This window comes from Salinispora pacifica CNR114 (genome assembly GCF_000514775.1).
GTDB lineage: Bacteria > Actinomycetota > Actinomycetes > Mycobacteriales > Micromonosporaceae > Micromonospora > Micromonospora pacifica.
On record NZ_AZWO01000013.1, the window covers coordinates 134840 to 150500 of the forward strand.

Below are 15661 nucleotides of genomic sequence, written 5' to 3' on the forward strand. Positions count from 1 at the left end.
GCGCCGTGGCTACGCGGAGGGGGCGGCGCGCTCCACCGGGTCCCCATCCCCCCGGTCGGCGGCGAAGCCGCGGACATCGGGTGCACCGAGCCGGGCCGTGTCGGCCGTCGCGTCATCCGGCATCAGCTGTGAGTTACGCTCCGCCGCCACCCGCGCCCGATAGTGCGCCACCTCCCGGGCCCGGGTATCGGCGTCCCAGCCCAGCACCGCGCCCATCAGCTCCGCCGTGTGCTCGGCCGACTCCAGGCCACGGTGCGCGGTCTCGATGGAGATCCGGGTCCGCCGGTCCAGCACGTCCTCCAGGTGCAGCGCCCCCTCGGCCCGGGTCGCGTAGGTCACCTCGGCGGCCAGATACTCCGGCGCGCCGGCCAACGGCGCGCCGAGCAACGGTTCGGCGTCGATCAGGGCCAACAACTCCAGGGCGAGGCTGCCGTACCGTTCCAGCAGATGCTCGACCACGCCGACCGGCACCCCGTGCCGGCGGGCCAGGTCCGCCCGGTCCCGCCACATCGCCGAGTAGCCGTCGGCGCCGAGCAACGGAAGGTCGGCCGTACGCGACCGCCGGGCCGCGCCGAGCCGGCGTGCCGCCCGGTTCACCACGTCCGCGGCCATCACCCGGTACGTCGTGTACTTGCCCCCGGCGACCAGCAGCAGCCCGAGCATCGGCTCGATCACCGCGTGTTCCCGAGACAGCTTGGAGGTGGAGTCCGCCTCGCCGGCCAGCAGCGGTCGCAGACCCGCGTACACGCCTTCGATGTCGGCGGTGGTCAACGGCCGGTCCAGGATGGTGTTGACCTGCGCCAGCAGGTACTCGATGTCCCGGGCGGAGGCCGCGGGGTGGGAGCGGTCCAGCCGCCAGTCGGTGTCGGTGGTACCGATGATCCAGTGCCCGCCCCAGGGGATGACGAAGAGCACGCTGGTGGCGGTCCGCAGGATCAGCCCGGTCTCACCGGTGATCGCCGATCGGGGCACCACCAGGTGCACGCCTTTCGAGGCCCGGACCCGAATCCGGGGGCGTAGCCCGACGTCATCGAGCATCCGCGACATGTCGTCGCTCCACACCCCGGTCGCCGCGATCACGGTGCGGGCCCGTACCTCGAACTCGGCGTCCGGGGAGTCGGCCGGCGCCTCCAGATCCCGAACCCGAACCCCGGTCACCTCGCGGGCCTGCCGGATCAGACCGACGGCGCGCGCGCTGTTAACCACGGTCGCGCCAAGGCTGGCCGCGGTCCGGGCGAGGGTGACCACCAGCCGCGCGTCGTCGACCTGGCCGTCGTAGTAACGGATCGCGCCGGCCAGCCCCTCCGCCTTGAGGCTCGGGAAGGTCCGGCGGGCCCCCTCGCGGGTCAGGTGCCGGTGCAGCGGCATCCCTCGGCCGCCGCCGAAGACACCGGCGAAGGCGTCATACGCTGCCACGCCCGCGCCGTAGTAGGAGCGGCGCAACGTCCGGGCCGGCAGGTCCCGGAGCCCACCACCGGGCAGCGGCACCAGAAACGGCACCGGGCGGACCAGGTGCGGCGCGAGCCGGGTGGCCAGCAGGCCCCGCTCGGTGAGCGCCTCGTGGACCAGGCCGAACTCGAGCTGTTCGAGGTAGCGCAGGCCGCCGTGGATCAGCTTGCTGGACCGGCTGGAGGTGCCGGCCGCGTAGTCGCGCGCCTCTACGAGGGCGACCTTCAGGCCACGCGAGGCGGCGTCCAGAGCCGCGCCAGCGCCGGTGACCCCGCCGCCAATGATCAGGACATCGAAGTGCTCGACCGCCAGGCGGCGCAGGTCGGCGGTGCGCCGCTGCGGAGAGAGCTGGCTGGCCGTCGCTCGGGACACATTCGGGTCACGCACGCCTCCACGGTAGCCCTCCTCGTCCCGGCCAGGGCAGCAGCGTATTCCGGAACACTCCGTCCCCACCGACCGACGGTGCTCCGACGACGCACGACGGTGAATCCGACGAGCTACTGCGGCGAATCCGACGGCAACGTACGGTGTGCCGGTGCAGCCCTGGCCAGCCCACCCCCTCCCGAGCCCGGCCGGCCCACCGCGGAGCAGCCCGGTGCCGGTGGTCGCCGCCGTCCTCCTCGGCCTGTGGATCGTCGGCCTCACCGTGGTCACCCAACTCGGCGGCTGGTTGACCGACCAACTCCTCCTCCTGGTCGGCGTGGACCGGCTGGTCTGGCTCTGGCCGGTGACCACCGTCGCGGTGGTGGTGGTGGCCGGCGTCCCCACCCTGTTGCTCGCCCTGCTGCCCCGCTCCCGGGTGGTTCGCACCGTCGGCCAGCTCTGGCTGGTGGGTCTGCTGGTGTTCGGCGCGCTGAGCCTGCCGCGGGCGCTGCCACCGGTGCAGCACGAGGCGTATCTGGCGACGCTCGCCGGCACAGCGGGGCTGGCCGCCCTGGTCATCCACCGGCTGGTCACCCACCGAATCGCGCCGACCGGCCCGGAAGACGAACCGGACCGGCGTCGACGGCGCGCCCCACGCCCCGCCCCGGTGACGCTGCTCGGGCTCGCGAGCGGGCTGGCCCTGCTGCTGCCGTGGGTCTGGGTCGGTGCGCTCGGCGGGCTGTTGGAGACGCTGCTCGCCGCGCTCGCCGCCGCGGCCGTCGGTGGGCTGGCAGCGGCGCTGTTGCCGGCCGCGTTCTGGTCCCGCCGCAGCACTAACACCCCGTCCCGTCCAGGTCGGCTGGTGCTGGTGGACGGTCTGGTCGCCGGTGTCGTTCTGCTGCTGCTCGGGGCGGGAGTGGGGCAGTCCGGCGCCCAGTTGCCGCTGCTGCTGACGCTGCCGCCGGCCGGGTTCGCGCTGGCGGCCCTGGCCGCCGCCGCCCGGCGGACAGCGACCGGCGTCGGGCCCGCCACCGCCGGGTTGGTTGGGCTGAGCGTCTTCGGCCCACTCGCCTGGGCCGACCCGGAGGAGGTCAGCCTGGTGCTGGCCGCCGCCCGGGACGTGCCCTTCTGGGTGGCGGTCGCCGCCGGTGCCGGCGGCACCGTCGCGGTCCTGCTCGCCCTCGGGTACGGGGTGGCGCTCGTCCGACGTCCGGGCGCCCGACCCAGTCGGACGGTGGCCGGGACGGCGGCGGCCACCCTGCTGGTGGCGACCGGGGCGGTAGCCGTCGGGCCAGGGCAGCCCGGGCTGCACGGTGAACGGCTCTTCGTGGTGCTCCGGGAGCAGGCCGACCTGAGCGACGTACCCGCCGCCACCGGGCGGGCCGGTCGCGACCGCCGGGCCGCCGAGGTCTATCGGCGGCTGGTGGAGACCGCCGAGCGGACGCAGGCCGACCTGCGCCGGGAGCTGCGCCGGTTCCGGCTGGACCACACGCCCTACTACCTGGTCAACGCGATCGAGGTCGACGGCGGGCCGCTGGCGCGGGCCTGGCTGGCAGACCGTCCCGAGGTGGATCGGGTGCTGGTCAGCCAGCGGGTCCGCCCCCTGCCCGCGCCCGCCCCGATCGCTCGGGGAGACGCCGCACCGCCGCCGGGCGCGGAGTGGAACATCCGACTGATCCGCGCCGACCGCGTCTGGTCGGAGCTGGGGATCACCGGTACGGGGGTGACCGTGGGCAGCTCCGACTCGGGGGTGGATGGCACCCATCCGGGGCTGGCGGCCGGCTTCCGCGGCGGGGACGACTCGTGGTTCGACCCCTGGAACGCCACCTCGGCCCCGCGGGACCGGGGCGGACACGGCACCCACACCCTCGGCAGCGCGGTCGGGCGGGAGGGGGCCGGGGTCGCCCCCGGGGCCACCTGGACCGGCTGCGTCAATCTGGACCGTAACCTCGGCAACCCCGCGCTCTATCTGGACTGCCTCCAGTTCATGCTGGCGCCCTTCCCCACCGGCGGGGACCCGTTCCGCGACGGTCGCCCACACCGTGCGCCGGAGATTCTCACCAATTCATGGGGCTGCCCCGCGCTGGAGGGCTGTGATTCTGCGGCACTCCAGCCGGCCGTTGCCGCCCTGGCCGCCGCAGGGATCCTCGTGGTGGTCGCCGCCGGCAACACCGGGCCCCGCTGCCGCTCGATCGAGGATTCCCCGGCTTTCCACCCGGATGTCCTGACCGTCGGCGCGGTCGACCGGCAGCGACGGGTGGCCGACTTCTCCGCACGCGGCCCGGGGCCCGGCGGCGCCGCCAAGCCGGACCTGGTCGCCCCCGGTACCGATGTGCTCAGCGCGCTGCCGGGTGGCGGGTACGGCGCGCTCAGCGGCACGTCGATGGCGACTCCGCAGGTGGCCGGGGTGGCGGCGCTGATGTGGTCGGCCAATCCGGCGTTGATCGGCGATCTACCTCGGACCCGCCAGATCCTGACCGAGACCGCCACCGCGGTCCGGGTCAGTGGCGACCGGTGCGGCGACGAGGCGCATGTCGCGGGCGCCGGCCTGGTGGACGCGTACGCCGCCGTCCGCGCCGCCCGAGGCTGAACGACGTGCGTAGGCCGAGGTTGCGGACGACTGGACCGGCTCGTACCGGCCGCCCGGTGGGCGAAGGCGGGTCTCGTGCGCCGGCAGCAGGGAACCTTCTTAACAACAGTGTTCCGGTGGCCTAGGGTCAGCGTCCATGGACCTGAAGATCACCGAGCTGACGCCGGAGCAGCTGCCGACCGTGATCGAGCTGTGCGGCCGGTCCCTGGATCTGCCGGACGACGCCGCCGAGGCGGGGGCCATCGTGGCGACGCTCTGGCCGCGGGCGGTTACCAGCCGCCCCGTCGTCGCGCTGGGCGCCTACCGGGACGCCCGGCTCATCGGCGTACTGCTCGGCTCGCTCGCCGCACCGAGCAACCCGGCCGCGCATGTGGATCTGGTTGCGGTGGAGCCGGCGCACCGGCGGCGGGGGGTGGCGCGGGCGCTGGTGGCGCGCGCCGAGCAACAGTTCGCCGGGCTCGGGGCGAGGGAGGTACGGCTGGCGGGCAACCCGCCGTACTATGCCTGGCCCGGCATTGATGTGCGCTACACGCCGGCGATCTGCGCGGCGGAGGCGCTCGGGTACGCCCGGGACAGTACGGCCTGGAACATGACCGCCGACCTCTCCGGCGCCGAGAGCCCGGCACTACGGACGACGGCACCGGCGGAGCAGCGGCTGGCGGGTCGGGGAGTGACGGTACGGCGGGCGGAGCCGGCGGATCTGCCCGCGCTGACGGCGTTCGTATCGGAGGCCTTCGACGGCACCTGGGCCGCGGAGGTGGCCGAGTCGATCGGCCGGGACCAGGCCGGCTGCCACCTCGCCGAACGCGACGGCGACCTCCTCGGCTTCGCCGCCTGGGGTTCATCTCGGCCGGGTTGGTTCGGCCCGATGGGCACCGCGCCGGCTGCGGCGGGGTCCGGGATCGGTGGGGTGCTGTTGCGTCGTTGCCTCGCCGATCAACGGGCCGCGGGGATCACGCAGGCGCAGATCGGCTGGGTGGGGCCGGTTCGGTTCTACTCGGGCAGCGCAGGTGCCTGGATCGAACGGGTCTTCTTCGGATACCGGCGGAGCCTCGGGGAGCAATAACCGACGAATCGGATAGATCATCCGATAGCGTCATTCGCCCCCCACTAGCCGGCAACGGCCCCTACCGTTTCGGTGGAGGAGGCCCACATGACGACGGACGACGAACAGCCCGGGCCGCCGTTGCCCTTTGACCGCCTCGACTTCGGCGACGCCGAGCAGCAGGCGGAGATGGACGGCGCCGACGAACCGCCCGCCGACGAACCGGTGCCGGTCGTGGACGAGCCGGTCCCGGCACCCCAGCCGTACGACCAGACGCAGAAGCGGCGCAACCAACGGCCGCTACCAACGTAGCCACGCAGAGGGGCGGACCGCTGAACGGCCCGCCCCTCTGGTCTCGCGAAACTGGACTTAGAAGTCCATTTCCCCGCCGCCCGGGCCAGCCGGGGCAGCCGGGGTCTTCTCCGGCTTGTCCGCCACAACAGCCTCGGTGGTGAGGAAGAGCGCCGCGATCGACGACGCGTTCTGCAGCGCCGAACGGGTCACCTTGGCCGGGTCGATGATGCCCGCGGCCATCAGGTCCACGTAGCCACCGGTCGCGGCGTTCAGGCCGTGACCGGCCTCGATGCCACGGACGTGCTCGACGACGACGCCACCCTCGAGGCCGGCGTTGACGGCGATCTGCCGCAGCGGGCCGTCCAGCGCGATCTTGACGATCTGGGCGCCGGTCGCCTCGTCACCGGTCAGGTCGAGCTTGTCGAAGGCGGTCTTGCCGGCCTGCACCAGCGCGACGCCACCACCCGGAACAATGCCCTCCTCGACGGCAGCCTTCGCGTTGCGAACGGCGTCCTCGATGCGGTGCTTGCGCTCCTTCAGCTCGACCTCGGTGGCCGCGCCAACCTTGATCACCGCAACGCCGCCGGCCAGCTTGGCCAGCCGCTCCTGCAGCTTCTCCCGGTCGTAGTCGGAGTCACTCTTGTCGATCTCGGCCCGGATCTGGTTGACCCGACCCTGGATCTGCTCGGCGTCGCCGGCACCGTCGACGATCGTGGTCTCGTCCTTGGTCACCACGACCTTGCGGGCGCGACCCACCATGTCGAGGCTGACGGCGTCCAGCTTGAGGCCGACCTCCTCGCTGATGACCTGGCCACCGGTGAGGATGGCGATGTCACCGAGCATGGCCTTGCGGCGGTCACCGAAGCCCGGGGCCTTGACGGCGACGGACTTGAAGGTGCCCCGGACCTTGTTGACGACCAGGGTCGCCAGGGCCTCGCCCTCGATGTCCTCGGCGATGATCAGCAGCGGCTTGCCCGACTGCATGACCTTCTCCAGGATCGGGAGCAGGTCCTTGACCGAGGAGATCTTGCTGTTGACGATCAGGATGTAGGGGTCGTCAAAGACGGCCTCCATCCGCTCCGGGTCGGTCATGAAGTACGCGGAGATGTAGCCCTTGTCGAAGCGCATACCCTCGGTGAGCTCAAGCTCCAGGCCGAAGGTGTTGCTCTCCTCGACGGTGATGACGCCTTCCTTGCCGACCTTGTCCATCGCTTCGGCGATGATCTCGCCGACGCTGGGGTCACCAGCGGAGATGGAGGCGGTGGAGGCGATCTGCTCCTTGGTCTCGACGTCCTTGGCGAGCTTCAGCAGCTCCTCCGAGACGCTGGCGACCGCGGTCTCGATGCCCCGCTTCAGGGCCATCGGGTTGGCGCCGGCGGCCACGTTACGCAGGCCCTCGCGGACCATGGCCTGGGCCAGGACGGTCGCCGTCGTCGTGCCGTCACCGGCGACGTCGTCGGTCTTCTTCGCGACCTCCTTGACCAGCTCAGCGCCGATCTTCTCGTACGGGTCCTCGAGCTCGATCTCCTTGGCGATGCTCACACCATCGTTGGTGATGGTGGGAGCGCCCCACTTCTTCTCGAGCACGACGTTACGGCCCTTGGGGCCGAGGGTCACCTTCACAGCGTCAGCGAGCTGGTTCATGCCCCGCTCGAGGCCGCGGCGAGCTTCCTCGTCGAACGCGATCATCTTGGCCATACGGCGTTGTCCTCCTGGACACTCACGGGCCACCCGAGAGGGTGTCTCCCGGATGGGCCGCCTGGTTACGCACCTTCAGACATCGCCACCTGGCGACGGCGACGTCCGTCGGCCGGGCCGGATAGCCCGCGACGACCGGCCAACTGCCGCACCCGCGTCCTGCGACGCCGCTGCAACCGTGGCCCTCCCGCCCCGACCATTGGCACTCACGGTATGCGAGTGCCAAGGACCTGTTTAGCACTCCCCCTTGCCGAGTGCAAGCACGATCGCCCAGGGCAGTCGACTTCCACCGCCCGCCGAACGACGCTCACCAGCCCCTCGTACGCCGACCACGCGGCGACAACGGCAACGAGCCCTACCTGCTTCCTCAGGTAGGGCTCGTTCTTCCTCAGGTGGGGCTCGGAGGTGACGGTGCGGCGAGAGCCGGGGCACTAACGAACAGCAGCCGGGGCGCAGCGGGCGGCCGGCGGGCACAGCGGGCAGCCCGGCGGAGCAACGTCACCCAGCCGCACGCCGGCTGGGCGTCAGCCCGAGCCGGTCGGCTGGGTGGTGACAATCGTGGGGACGACCGTTACGCCGGTCGCCCCCGAGGCAGCGCCGGTCGCTCAGGCGACGACGCGCACCCGTTCGGCCTGCGGGCCCTTCTGCCCCTGGGCGATCTCGAACTCCACCCGCTGGCCATCGTCCAGCGCCTTGTAGCCGTCCATCTCGATAGCAGAGAAATGGACGAAGACGTCCTGCCCCCCGTCAACGGCGATGAAGCCGTAGCCCTTTTCGGCGTTGAACCACTTCACGGTGCCCTGTGCCACGGTGCACTTCCTAACTATGCGCGACTCCACTCACCCCGGCCGAGCCGGCACGCCGGCCGGCGGGTGGCACCGGTTCGACGATCGGCGACGGCCGCTGAACCGGTGACCGAAATCGCACGCTACACGAGGCGTGACGACGGCGCACGACCACAAATCGGACATACGGTGAGTGGCTCCCATCGTCGGGCATCGTTGTGATAAATAACCGACATGACGAGCGATCCCGCCCCGGGGCCGGCATCGACCCGGCGGGCGTGGATCCGTCGGGTCCAGCCGGCCGACGCCGCCCGAATGCGGGCGCTGCGGCTGGAGATGCTCGCCAACGCACCGCTGGCCTTCCTGGAGACGCTTGCCGACGCGGCGGCCCGCCCCCACGCCGACTACGCGGCGCGCATCGCATACACCTCGACGGGCAGCGCCAACGCGCAGTTCGTCGCGGACCCGAGCGGCCGGCTGGTCGGACATGCCGGGGGCGCGGCGACTCCGGACGAACCAGGGCTCACCGTCATCTTCGCCGTCTACATCACCCCATCCTGGCGGGGTAGCGGACTGCTCCCCGACCTGATCGACGCGGTGGCCGGCTGGTCCCGCGCCTGCGGTCGTCCGGAGCTGATGCTGGAGGTCGTGGTCGGTAACGAGCGGGCCTACCGGGCGTACCGTCGGTTGGGGTTCGTCGACACCGGCCGCCGCCTTCCGCACCCGACGATCCCGACCCTCACCGAGCTACAGATGCGCCGCCCGGCCTGAAGGGACGCGGTACGACGCCGAACGGGTCCGGGACACCGACCGGCGGGCCCAGCCAGGGGTGCGCCCGATAGCGCCCGGACCGCAGTCGCACTGATCTCCAGAAATGTCGTTGGCGTCGATGTCCGGCTAGGCTGAACGCCGCCCGCTCCACGAGCGTCCTTAGTAGGAGGTGACCGTGCCCGGCAATAACCCGGCTACGGAAGATCAGCAGCGACCCCATTCATCCGCAATCGACAATGGTGTGCCACATTCCGCGCGGATCTACGACTACTGGCTCGGGGGTAAGGACAATTTCGCCGCTGACCGGGCCGTCGCCGAGGCCCTGATATCGGCGATCCCGACGGTGCGGTCCATGGCGGCCGAGAACCGTCGATTCGTCCACCGGGTGGCCCGCTATCTGGTCGGGCAGGCCGGCGTACGGCAGTTCCTGGACGTCGGCACCGGCATCCCGACCAGGCCGAACCTGCACGAGGTAGCCCAGGAGATCGCTCCGGAGACCCGAGTGGTCTATGTCGACAACGATCCCATCGTCCTGGCCCACGCCCGAGCCCTGATGATCAGCACTGAGCAGGGGCGCAGCGAGTACATCCACGCCGACCTGCGTGAGCCGGAGTTGATTGTCAACCACCGGAAGCTGCGCGAGGTACTTGATCTCAACCGGCCGGTCGCGTTGACGATTGTCGCGACCCTGATGCTGCTCGAGGACGCCGAGGACCCGTGGCGCAAGATCCGCGTGCTGATGGACGCCCTGCCGTCCGGTAGCTACGTAGCGATCACCCATCCGACCGGCGACTTCAACCCGGAGGCCGTCAAGAAGGCCGTTGACGCTGCCGTTGGCAGCGGCATGACCCTCGTGCCCCGCAGCCGCGACGAGGTGGCCCGATTCTTCGCGGGTTGGGACCTGGTGGAGCCGGGAATCGTCCCGGTGGCGGCCTGGCAGCCCGACGACGGCGCGCCCGCCGACCCGCACGCCGCCTACTACTGGGCCGGCATCGCTCGCAAGCCCTAGCCCGTCTTCGCCACCGGAGTCACGCCGGGGACGCCGGGCGGACAACACCGCGAAGGAGTCGTCCGCCCGGACCGCCCGCCGGCGCAGATCCGGGACGTGCGGCGGAGCCAGGCTTGCGCGCCCCGGAGGCGAGGGTGGGTCCGCTCAGACGTGGCGACGGCTCTGCACGATGCGGAACCGGTTGGCGACGTAGGCACCGTCGGTGAGAGCCGCGTTGGCCGCCGGGTTGGCGCCGCTGCCATGGAAGTCGGAGAAGGCCGCCGACTGGTTCACGAAAACACCTCCGGTCAGGTTCGCCGACAGGTGCACCCCGACCTCGACCGCCGCCACCTCGGCCGCGTCCAGCACCGCGTCCTCAGTCGAGTAGACCGCCGCGGTCAAGGCACCCTGCTCACCCACCGTGGCACGCAGGAGCTCCAGGCTGTGCTCGGTCGAGTCGGTCCCGATCACGAACGAGATCGGGCCAAACCACTCCCGGGTGTAGGTGGCGGTGTCGTCGGCGGTCAGTCGGACGATGGTCGGCGTCCGGACCACCGCGCCGGGGAAGGCCGGGTGGGTGACGGTACGGGACTCCAGCACCGCCTCACCGACCTTGGTCACCTCGTCCAGTCGCTCCAACACCCCGTCGTTGACGATCGCGCCGGTCAACTCCACGCTGCGCGCCGGATCGGCGGTGAGCTTGCCTACCGCCGCCGCGATGCCGGCCGCCACCTCGGCGAAGCTCTTGTGCCCCTGGTCGGTCTCGATGCCGTCCCGGGGAATCATGATGTTCTGCGAGGTGGTGCACATCTGGCCGCTGTAAAGGGTCAGCGTGAATCCCAGGTTGCGGCACATCCCGCCAAAGTCGTCGGTGGAGTCGATGACCACCGCGTTCAGGCCGGCCTTCTCGGTGTAGACCTGCGCCTGCCGGGCGTTGGCCTCCAGCCAGTCGCCGTACCCGGAGGAGCCGGTGAAGTCGACGATCCGTACCGCCGGATGCTGGGCCAGCGTGGAGGCGAGCTTCTCGCCCGGCGCTTCGGGGGCAAGCTGCACCAGGTTCGGGTCGAAGCCGGCCTCGGCGAGCACCTGGCGGGCGTACCGCACCGTGATCGCGAGCGGCAGTACCGCGCGCGGGTGCGGCTTGACGATCACCGGGTTGCCGGTGACCAGCGAGGCGAAGAGCCCCGGGTACGAGTTCCAGGTCGGGAAGGTGTTGCAGCCGATCACCAGCGCGACACCCCGCGGCACCACGTGGAAGGTCTTGGTCATCCGCAGCGGGTCGCCCTTGCCCGCCGCCTTCTCCCAGCCGGCCGTGCCCGGGTGCCGGGTCATCTCCGCGTACGCGTAGGCGAGCGCCTCCAACGCCCGGTCCAACGCGTGCGCACCGCCCGCCTGGAAGGCCATCACGAACGCCTGCCCGCTGGTGAACTGCACCGCGTTGGCCAGCTCGAAGACGTTGCGGTGCAGCCGATCCAGGATCTCCAGGCAGACGCCCACCCGGGCCTGGGGCCCGGCGTCCCGCCACGACGGCAGCGCCGTGGCGGCGGCGGTGGTGAGATGGTCGGCGCTCGCGTGCGGGTAGCCGACGCCCAGGTCAACGCCGAAGGGGCTGACCTCGGTCTGGACCGTGCTCCCGGCGCCGGCCTGGTCAAGGGGGAAGTCACGACCGAGGTATGCCTCGAAGGCCGCCTTGCCGTCGTCGGCGGCGGTCTCGCCATACACCCGCGGGCTGGGCGACTCGGGGTAGGCGGACCAGTACCCGCGCTGTGAGATGGCGGTCAGCGCCCGGTCGAGGGTCTCGGCGTGCCTGTCGTACAGGGGGTGCGGGGTCTCCGTCATGCCGACATCATGCAACAGATGTCGGCACGATCAGTAGGGCCGCGTCACAGATCAAATGGTCAACTGCCAGTTGGTCCAGCGATCCGCCACCCGGAACCCGAGTTGCTCGTTGATGCTGATCATATGGTCGTTGGCGGCGGCGTTGAAGGTGTTGATGACCCGCACCGCCGGTTCGTGGGACCGCAGGTACCGCAGGTTTTCGAGCTTGACGAGCAGGCCGAGGCGGTGCCCCCGGTGCTCCGGGTCCACGATGGTGATCTGCTGGAGCGCGTGCCAGTCGATGGTGGCCGCCACGTCGAGCATGGTCCAGCCGACGAGCCGGCCGGAAGCCCGGTGGCGTACTCCGGTGTGGTACCGACGCCGGCCGCGCGCGTCCAGCGCGACATCGGTGGCCCGGACCCGCTCGACGTCGTACCGCTCCGGCTCCCACACCAGGTCCCCCATCGGCGCGTCGGTGACGAGGCGCCCCTCGAGGTAGGCGACGTCGGCCCGATATTCCGCCGGGGTGTGGCCCCGCCAGAACACCAACTGGTAGTCGGTGGCCCGGTCCTGGGCGTCGGCCAGCATGCGGGCCAACGCCGCGGGGTCGAGTTGGTCGAGGTCCAACCGGCGGCGGACGTCAGCCAGCACGGAGTTCGCCCCGAGCGTACGAGCGAAGGCGGCACCGGCCGCCACCGTGTCCAGGGTCATCGCGGTCAGCCGCTTGCGCCGGTGTTCCCGGGCCAGCTCGACCGCGCGGTCGAACAACGCCCGCCCGACCCCCCGGCGCCGAACGGCCGGATGCACACTCAGGTCGACGAAGACGTTCTCGGTGTTGTCCAGCTGCGGCAACTCCAGGGTGAGCAGGCCGGCGGCCGCGCCATCGAGGTGGGCCAGCAGGTGCACCGGCGCGTCGCCGGGCATTGGATGCCGCACGGACCCGATGAACCGCTGCGGGCAGAAGAGCGGAAAGTCAGGCAGATCAACAGCGGATGCGGCCGCCTCGATCTGGACCGCCACGTCGATCGCTCGGTCGTCGGCGGGGCCGAAGGGTGTGATGGAGATGCCCATACCCGCAGCCTCCGCCACGAGGCGCTGGCCGGTCCAGTCATTTATCGACGGCCGGATCTTCGCAACCAGGCAGGAGGCCAGGGCAGCAGCAGAAAATTTGGGGTGGTCGGGAGGGACTCCCACACAACGCCGCTGGCGCTGGGTCGAAAGAACAAGTCTCCGGCGAGAGCCCTCCCGCACTAGCCATTTTCCGCTCTGAAAAACCGGACGTCAAGCCCGCACGGGCAGGTTTCACGCAGTCCGGGCCTCATCAAGCACTAAATGACGTATCAACCCATCAGCCCGGCGTCCCGGGCCGCCCGCAGCGACGCCTTGATCCGGTGACTCGGGCCCGCCTGATCCGCCACCGCGTCCAGAGTCTTGAGCCCCTCACCGGTATTGAAGATCACCGTCTCGGCGGTCGGATCGAGCCGGCCGGACTCGACGAGCTTTCGCAGCACCGCCACGGTCACCCCACCGGCGGTCTCGGCGAAGACCCCAGCGGTACGGGCGAGCAGCCGGATCCCGGCCCGGATCTCGTCATCGTCGGCCGCCGCCATCCAACCGCCGGTCCGACGGACGGACTCCAGGGCGTACGGGCCGGCGGCCGGGTCACCGATGTTCAGCGACTTGGCGATGCCGGTCGGCTTGACCGGGTTGATGGTGTCACTGTCGGCGTGCAGGGCAGCGGCGATCGGGCTGCAGCCCGCCGACTGCGCCCCGAACACCCGCCAGCCGCCGGCCGGCGCCTCGACCAGGCCGATCTCGACCAACTCGGCGAACGCCTTGTCGACCTTCGTCAGCAGCTCACCGGAGGCCATCGGAATCACCACCTGCGCGGGGATTCGCCAGCCGAGCTGCTCGGCAACCTCGTAGCCGAGCGTCTTCGAGCCCTCGGCGTAGTAGGGCCGCACGTTGACGTTGACGAAGGCGGTGTCCTCGAACTCGTCGGTCTCCACCAGTTCGCCGCAGAGCCGGTTCACGTCGTCGTACGACCCGTCGATCGCGACCAGGTCCCCGCCGTAGACGGCGGTGGTGAGCACCTTGCCCTGCTCCAGGTCGCTGGGGATGAACACCACCGACGGGGCGCCGACGCGGGCGGCGTGCGCGGCGACCGAGTTGGCCAGGTTCCCGGTGGAGGCGCAGGCGAACCGGGTGAAGCCCAACGACCGGGCGGCGGTCAGCGCCACCGACACCACCCGGTCCTTGAACGAGTGGGTCGGGTTGGCGCTGTCGTCCTTGACCCAGAGCGGCGCGGTGAGGCCCACCTCGGCGGCCAGCCGCGGGGCCGCGACCAGCGGGGTGAAGCCCGGGTCGAGGGTGACCCGGGTGGCCGGGTCCTGACCGACCGGCAGTAGCGGCGCGTACCGCCAGATGTTGCGTGGGCCGGCCTCGATCTGCTCGCGGGTGACGGCGGCCAGCACGGCGGGGTCGTGGTCGACCTCCAGCGGGCCGAAGCACTCGTAACAGGCGTGTTGGGCGATGAGCGGGTACCGGGCCGAACAGGCGCGACAGACCAGGGCGCGGGCCGGGCTGGTGGTGGGGTCGATCCCGGACGGGGCGAGGGTGGACGTCATCTCGAGATTCCTCTCATCTGCCCCCGCGACGCACTCTGCGGCGGGGCCGGAATTGGCACCTGTCCCGCCAGTCACTCTGGGTGATCATGTGGGGTGGTTGCCGGGGCGTCTTCGGGCCGTGTCCCTCAGCCCCTCTGGATGAGGCATTCAGTTGTGCCGCCGAGTGTAAGCCGGCGATGACGGCCAATGACCACCCGTTCCCACCCTGTGGCGAAATGTGATTCACCCCGCAACGGCACCGAGCCACCGCTCGACCCGGTCCACCGCCACGACGGCCACCCGTTACTCCTGGTGAGGGCCGGGGAGGTTTCCTTCCCGGGCGGTTGACGGGCCGGGGAGGTTTCCGGACGCTCGCGGGCGGCTGGCGGTGGCGCGCGGCGACCAGTCCGCTCCGCCCACTGTCGAGCTGCCCCACCTGTGTGCCCGTTGCGCCCGGTTGACGAGGTCAGCTCGCCGCCCCCTGTGCCCGAAGGTGGCGGCAGCGCTCATGGTGGCCCTGCAGCGCGCCGAGCACAGCGGTCGATCTCGACGGCGCGGGCCTGGGGACGGGACCACGCGGAATCAGGACAGCAGGGTTTCTGAATCCCGTCCACCACTATGGCTGATCAGGACGGCGCTGATCCACACCGGGATTCTGCCCGCGAACGCTCCCGCCGTGCGGGCCAGCGGTCCGGGCGTGGCGACCCTGACCGCGGCGGCCTTGCTGACCGTCCATCCTGCTCGGCCTCCTCGCCGCGCTCGCGAGGCTCACCCGCTGGCCATCCCCGCAGGCAGCGGACCCCTACCCGAACTCGACCCCCGCTGGGACAATCACCGTCCCACTACTGTGCCTCTCCGCCGCCGCGCCATCGGCAGCGTTCGCCGCCCGCCAGCCTCGAAATCCCGGCCAATAGTCGATGGAACTACCAGCGGAGGAGCCAAGATGGGGAGAACAAGCGCCGGTTCGTTAGTACTAGTACTCCAGCCGGGGTTGTTGACCTTGGCTGAGCTGCGGTTCGATGCGATGCGGGAACGAGGGCAGCCACCGTCGATCATGGACGGTTGTGTGGACTGACCATGATGCAGCGGTGGCTGCCGGATACAGGGTAGACGCCCAGCGGTGGCGGGTGTTGTTCGACGACCTGATGTTGACGGTCGGGCAGCGTTTCCGCAGGCCGGAGCCTCGCCGTCGGGTGCGTGACTTCGTCCGGGGCTTGCTGGCGCCGTTACCGTCGAAGAACTGCTGGACGATCG

11 protein-coding genes, 1 pseudogene and 1 riboswitch are annotated in these 15661 nt (G+C 71.0%); of the genes and pseudogenes, 6 read left to right on the top strand and 6 right to left on the bottom strand.

Features of this window, described 5'->3' with window-relative positions:
- Positions 1 to 9 precede the first annotated feature (9 nt).
- On the bottom strand, positions 10 to 1821 hold the full coding sequence (locus B118_RS0110075; protein ID WP_018221613.1) for a glycerol-3-phosphate dehydrogenase/oxidase: 1812 nt from the start codon (positions 1819 to 1821) through the stop codon (positions 10 to 12).
- 229 nt (positions 1822 to 2050) lie between these two features.
- Here B118_RS0110075 and B118_RS0110080 point away from each other — a divergent pair, with 229 nt between their 5' ends.
- The 3 genes from B118_RS0110080 to B118_RS0110090 all read left to right on the top strand — a co-directional run bounded on the left by B118_RS0110080 (position 2051) and on the right by B118_RS0110090 (position 5759).
- The gene (locus tag B118_RS0110080) at positions 2051 to 4402 is read left to right on the top strand and encodes a S8 family serine peptidase (RefSeq protein WP_202902330.1); all 2352 of its coding nucleotides are present in this window, start codon (positions 2051 to 2053) and stop codon (positions 4400 to 4402) included.
- Positions 4403 to 4538: 136 nt separating this feature from the next.
- Complete coding sequence (locus B118_RS0110085) at positions 4539 to 5468, top strand: GNAT family N-acetyltransferase (RefSeq protein WP_018221615.1); 930 nt, start codon at positions 4539 to 4541, stop codon at positions 5466 to 5468.
- Positions 5469 to 5555: 87 nt separating this feature from the next.
- On the top strand, positions 5556 to 5759 hold the full coding sequence (locus B118_RS0110090) for a hypothetical protein (RefSeq protein WP_018221616.1): 204 nt from the start codon (positions 5556 to 5558) through the stop codon (positions 5757 to 5759).
- A gap of 57 nt (positions 5760 to 5816) precedes the next feature.
- On the opposite strand, the gene groL is transcribed toward B118_RS0110090, so the two are convergent.
- Positions 5817 to 7439, bottom strand: coding sequence for a chaperonin GroEL (gene groL / locus B118_RS0110095; protein ID WP_018221617.1), 1623 nt, complete (start codon positions 7437 to 7439; stop codon positions 5817 to 5819).
- Positions 7440 to 8044: 605 nt separating this feature from the next.
- On the bottom strand, positions 8045 to 8248 hold the full coding sequence (locus B118_RS0110100; RefSeq protein WP_007073263.1) for a cold-shock protein: 204 nt from the start codon (positions 8246 to 8248) through the stop codon (positions 8045 to 8047).
- A 210-nt stretch (positions 8249 to 8458) separates the two neighbouring features.
- Between B118_RS0110100 and B118_RS0110105 the strand changes: the two genes are divergently transcribed.
- The gene (locus tag B118_RS0110105; RefSeq protein WP_018811613.1) at positions 8459 to 8995 is read left to right on the top strand and encodes a GNAT family N-acetyltransferase; all 537 of its coding nucleotides are present in this window, start codon (positions 8459 to 8461) and stop codon (positions 8993 to 8995) included.
- Between the two features lie 229 nt (positions 8996 to 9224).
- Complete coding sequence (locus B118_RS0110110) at positions 9225 to 10004, top strand: SAM-dependent methyltransferase (protein ID WP_202902331.1); 780 nt, start codon at positions 9225 to 9227, stop codon at positions 10002 to 10004.
- Between the two features lie 144 nt (positions 10005 to 10148).
- On the opposite strand, the gene paaN is transcribed toward B118_RS0110110, so the two are convergent.
- The 3 genes from paaN to thrC all read right to left on the bottom strand — a co-directional run bounded on the left by paaN (position 10149) and on the right by thrC (position 14428).
- Positions 10149 to 11822 (bottom strand): phenylacetic acid degradation protein PaaN, encoded by a 1674-nt coding sequence (gene paaN / locus B118_RS0110115; protein WP_028192722.1) that lies wholly within the window; start codon positions 11820 to 11822, stop codon positions 10149 to 10151.
- Positions 11823 to 11873: 51 nt separating this feature from the next.
- Positions 11874 to 12872: a GNAT family N-acetyltransferase gene (locus B118_RS0110120; protein WP_028192723.1), complete on the bottom strand. Its 999-nt coding sequence runs from the start codon at positions 12870 to 12872 to the stop codon at positions 11874 to 11876.
- Between the two features lie 269 nt (positions 12873 to 13141).
- Positions 13142 to 14428: a threonine synthase gene (gene thrC / locus B118_RS0110125; protein ID WP_018811615.1), complete on the bottom strand. Its 1287-nt coding sequence runs from the start codon at positions 14426 to 14428 to the stop codon at positions 13142 to 13144.
- 10 nt (positions 14429 to 14438) lie between these two features.
- Positions 14439 to 14573, bottom strand: a riboswitch (SAM riboswitch).
- 922 nt (positions 14574 to 15495) lie between these two features.
- Here thrC and B118_RS33625 point away from each other — a divergent pair.
- Positions 15496 to 15661, top strand: a pseudogene (locus B118_RS33625) (IS701 family transposase); the annotation flags it as partial.